Source organism: Phenylobacterium sp. (genome assembly GCF_024508875.1).
Taxonomy (GTDB): Bacteria; Pseudomonadota; Alphaproteobacteria; order Caulobacterales; family Caulobacteraceae; genus Phenylobacterium.
On sequence record NZ_JANINU010000229.1, the window covers coordinates 1 to 3,571 of the forward strand.

The 3,571-nt window shown below is 69.9% G+C and carries 5 protein-coding genes; 2 read left to right on the forward strand and 3 right to left on the reverse strand.

Annotation, left to right across the window (positions count from 1 at the left end):
• Positions 1-94 (forward strand): hypothetical protein (locus Q0L11_RS16410; protein ID WP_296598650.1); only part of this gene is annotated, 94 nt, incomplete at its 5' end.
• A 64-nt stretch (positions 95-158) separates the two neighbouring features.
• On the opposite strand, the gene Q0L11_RS16415 is transcribed toward Q0L11_RS16410, so the two are convergent.
• Positions 159-419: a hypothetical protein gene (locus Q0L11_RS16415; RefSeq protein ID WP_296598646.1), complete on the reverse strand. Its 261-nt coding sequence runs from the start codon at positions 417-419 to the stop codon at positions 159-161.
• Positions 420-543: 124 nt separating this feature from the next.
• Between Q0L11_RS16415 and Q0L11_RS16420 the strand changes: the two genes are divergently transcribed.
• Complete coding sequence (locus tag Q0L11_RS16420) at positions 544-924, forward strand: VOC family protein (protein WP_296598647.1); 381 nt, start codon at positions 544-546, stop codon at positions 922-924.
• Positions 925-987: 63 nt separating this feature from the next.
• On the opposite strand, the gene Q0L11_RS16425 is transcribed toward Q0L11_RS16420, so the two are convergent.
• Both Q0L11_RS16425 and alaS read right to left on the reverse strand, forming a co-directional pair.
• On the reverse strand, positions 988-1,653 hold the full coding sequence (locus Q0L11_RS16425) for a PEPxxWA-CTERM sorting domain-containing protein (protein WP_296598648.1): 666 nt from the start codon (positions 1,651-1,653) through the stop codon (positions 988-990).
• Between the two features lie 101 nt (positions 1,654-1,754).
• Positions 1,755-3,571 (reverse strand): alanine--tRNA ligase (alaS, locus tag Q0L11_RS16430; RefSeq protein WP_296598649.1); only part of this gene is annotated, 1,817 nt, incomplete at its 5' end.

The window sequence follows — 3,571 nt, forward strand, 5'->3', positions numbered from 1 at the left end:
GGCGCTGCTGGTCGGCGACACCCAGGGCTGGCTCACCACCGAGGGCTTCATCGACAAGGTGGCGGCGAACCTGGAGAAGGCGCTGGCGGCCTAGGGCTAGGCTTTCCAACGAGACGAACGTGGCGCCGCGGGAGACCTCTTCCGCGGCGCTGTTCGTTTCAGCGGCCCTCGACCCACAGGTTCAGCGGCTGCTTCTCCTCGTGGCGGACCAGGACCACGTAGCCGAGGACAAAGGTGGCGATCGCCGCGGCGGTCGCCCCGAGGAAGCCTGCTGGACTGGCGAACCACAGCGTCAGCCAGAAGATGCCGTTGCCGATGACCAGCATCGACCAGCGGACCAGGATGCTGAAGGCGTGATAGGTGCGCTCGTGGGCGACGATCTCCGGGGTCTGGTCGCCGAAGTGACTGCGGTCTTCCATGACGGATCCTCCGTGGAAACCTGATGTCGGAGCGAATGGAACGCCCGGACCGCGCAAGAGTCAATGTTCTTGCTTTGTTCGGCGCCCGATGCCAGGTTGCGCGGCCTGTCAGGAGGACCCGGCCATGACCATCGGATATGTGACCCTCGGTGCGGACGACGTGGAGAAGGCCCTGCCCTTCTTCGACGCGGTCTTCGGCGCGATCGGCTATTCGCGCGGCGAGCCCGAGGGCGGGTGGGCGTTTTACGGCCCGAAGGACGGCGCGCCGTGCGTCGGCGTGTGCAGGCCCCACGACGGCCAGGCGCCGCGGGCCGGTAACGGAATCATGATCGCCTTCAAGGCGGGCGCCCAGGACCAGGTCCGCGCCGCCCATGCCGCCGCCCTGGCCGCGGGAGGATCCGACGAGGGCGCACCCGGCTATCGGCCGCCCGAGGGGACCGAGTTCTACGGGGCCTATTTCCGCGATCCGGTCGGCAACAAGTTCTGCGTCTACGCGACGAGCTGAGCGCAAACGAAAACGGCCGGAGCTTTCGCTCCGGCCGTTCGCGCAGTGGTTAGGCGTTGTCGCTTAGGCGACGGCCGAGGCCATGCGGCGGCGACGCAGCGTGGCGCCGGCCAGACCGAAGCCCGAGATCATCAGCGCCCAGGTGGCCGGTTCAGGCACGGCCGTGGCGTCGTGATCCCAGTCGAAGGTCGCGGCGACCGGCAGTTGCTTGTTGGAGCCGTTGTAGGTGCCGCCGTTGACGTAGATGCTCATCAGTCCGTCGTTCAGCGGGCCGTAGCTGAGTTGCATCTTGGCGTTGTTGTCGAGCACGTTGCTCGGGTTCCAGTCCAGGTAGCCGCCCTTGAAGAGGAACGGGATCACCACGCCGCCGGTCGAGCCGACCACCGTGGTCGGGCCGTTGTTCGGGGTGGGCGAGGTGAACTCGAACCGCAGCTTCGCCGTGCCGGTGAAGATGATGTCGTCGAGGTCGATGCTGCTTTCCGTCGTGTAGAGGCTGAACAGCGGGATGACCGCGATTTCTTCGTTGCCGTTGCCGGCGTTGCCGTCGCTGGGGGCGAGGTCGACGCTGAACGCGCCGGTGAAGGCGCTGGCGGTCAGGGCCAGGCCCGGGTCCGACGTCTTCAGCTCGTCCAGGTACCAGTTGCCGGCAAAGGTGGTCGCGCTGGCTTGCGAAGCGCAGAGCGCGAGACCGCCCGCGACCGCGAGCGCGGTCAGAAACTTGTTGCTCATGATGTTTTCCCCGAAGCGCCCGTACGCAGGCCAATCAAACTGAATCAGACGTTAAGGCCGCGCGGACAACAACCCCAGCGCTAACAACTCCGAGGGGAATCTTAACCAGCGAGTACACCCTTCACGGCGGCGAGGCCGTCTTCGGCCTTGCTCGCGTCGGGCGCGCCGCCCTGGGCGAAGTCGGGCCGGCCGCCCGCGCCCTGCCCGCCCATGGCCTGCACAGCGGCCTTGGCCAGCTCGACCGCGTTGAACTTCGCCTGGGCCGAACCGGTGACCGCCACGGTGGCCGCGGCCTTGCCTTCGGCCGTGCCGATCAGCGCGATGACGCCGTCGGGGAGCTGCTTCTTGAACTCCTCGGCGATGGGCCGCAGGTCCTTGCCGCCGACGCCGTCCATGATGCGGGCCAGCACCTTCACGCCACCGATCTCCTCGGGACCCGCCGCGGTCGCGCCGCCGCCCCCGCCGCCCATGGCGAGCTGGCGCTTCGCATCGGCGAGCTCCTTCTCGAGCTTGCGGCTCTGGGCCTGCAGCGCCTCCACCCGGGCCGTGACCTCGACGACGGGGACCTTGAACTGCTCGGCCAGGCCCTTCGCCACGGCCGCCTGCTCCAGCAGCCAGCGGCGCGCCGCCTCCCCGGTCAGGGCCTCGATCCGGCGTACGCCGGCGGCGACGCCCTGCTCGGACACCACCTTGAACAGCGCGATATCGCCGGTGCGGGCCACGTGCGTGCCGCCGCACAACTCGACCGAGTATGCCCCGTCGCCGCCGAGCGCGTGGCCGAGGGTCAGCACGCGCACGGTGTCGCCGTACTTCTCGCCGAACAGCGCCATGGCGCCGGCCTCGATGGCCTCCTGCGGGCGCATGTTCTTGGTCTCGGCCGCCAGGTTCTGACGGATCACCGCGTTCACCTCGGCCTCGATGCGGTCGATCTCGTCGGCGGTTAGCGGCTGGCCGTGGCTGAAGTCGAAGCGGATGCGCTCACCGTCGACCATCTGGCCCTTCTGGGTCACGTGCGGGCCCAGCACGTTGCGCAGCGCCGCGTGCAGCAGGTGGGTCGCGGAGTGGTTGGAACGCGTGGCCGCGCGCCGCTCCGCGTCGACCGCCAGGCGAACCCGCGCGCCGGGGGCGAGCGTCCCTTCCAGGATCTCCAGGTCGTGGACGTGCAGGTCGCCGGCCTGCTTCTGGACGTCGGTGACGCGCGCACGGCCTCCGTCCCACTCGACCTCGCCCCGGTCGCCCGCCTGGCCGCCGCTCTCGGCGTAGAACGGGGTGCGATCGAACAGCGCCTGCACCTTGGCGCCGGCGCCCGCCGAATCCGTCTCGACGCCCTCGGCGACCAGGGCCAGTAGCTCGGCCGTCGCCTCGGTGTTGTCGTAGCCGGCGAACACCGTCGGCCCCAGGCGGTCGCGGATGGCGAACCACTCGGCCGCCGCCGCCACCTGGCCCGAGCCGGTCCAGGCTTCGCGCGCCATCTCGCGCTGGCGCTTCATGGCCGCGTCGAACTCTTCGAGGTTCACGGTCAGGCCCCTGGCGCGCACCGCGTCCTGCGTCAGGTCCAGCGGGAAGCCGTAGGTGTCGTAGAGCTTGAAGGCGGTCTCGCCCGACAGGACGTCCCCGTCGTTGAGGCCGGCCGTCGCCTCGTCCAGCAGGCTCATGCCGCGGCCCAGCGTACGGCGGAAGCGTTCCTCCTCCTGGCGCAGGGTCTCGACGATCGCCGGCTCGGCGCGACGCAGCTCGGGATAGGCCTCGCCCATCTGCGCCACCAGCGTCGGCGCCAGGCGGTGCATCAGCGGCTCCTCGGCGCCGAGGATGTGCGCGTGGCGCATGGCGCGGCGCATGATCCGGCGCAGGACGTAGCCGCGGCCCTCGTTCGAGGGCAGCACGCCGTCGGCGATCAGGAAGCTGGACGAGCGCAGGT

Coding starts and splice junctions, on each gene's coding strand:
- Q0L11_RS16415 (WP_296598646.1), bottom strand. CDS start 419: ATGGAAGACCGCAGTCACTTCGGCGACCAGACCCCGGAGATCGTCGCC.
- Q0L11_RS16420 (WP_296598647.1), top strand. CDS start 544: ATGACCATCGGATATGTGACCCTCGGTGCGGACGACGTGGAGAAGGCC.
- Q0L11_RS16425 (WP_296598648.1), bottom strand. CDS start 1,653: ATGAGCAACAAGTTTCTGACCGCGCTCGCGGTCGCGGGCGGTCTCGCG.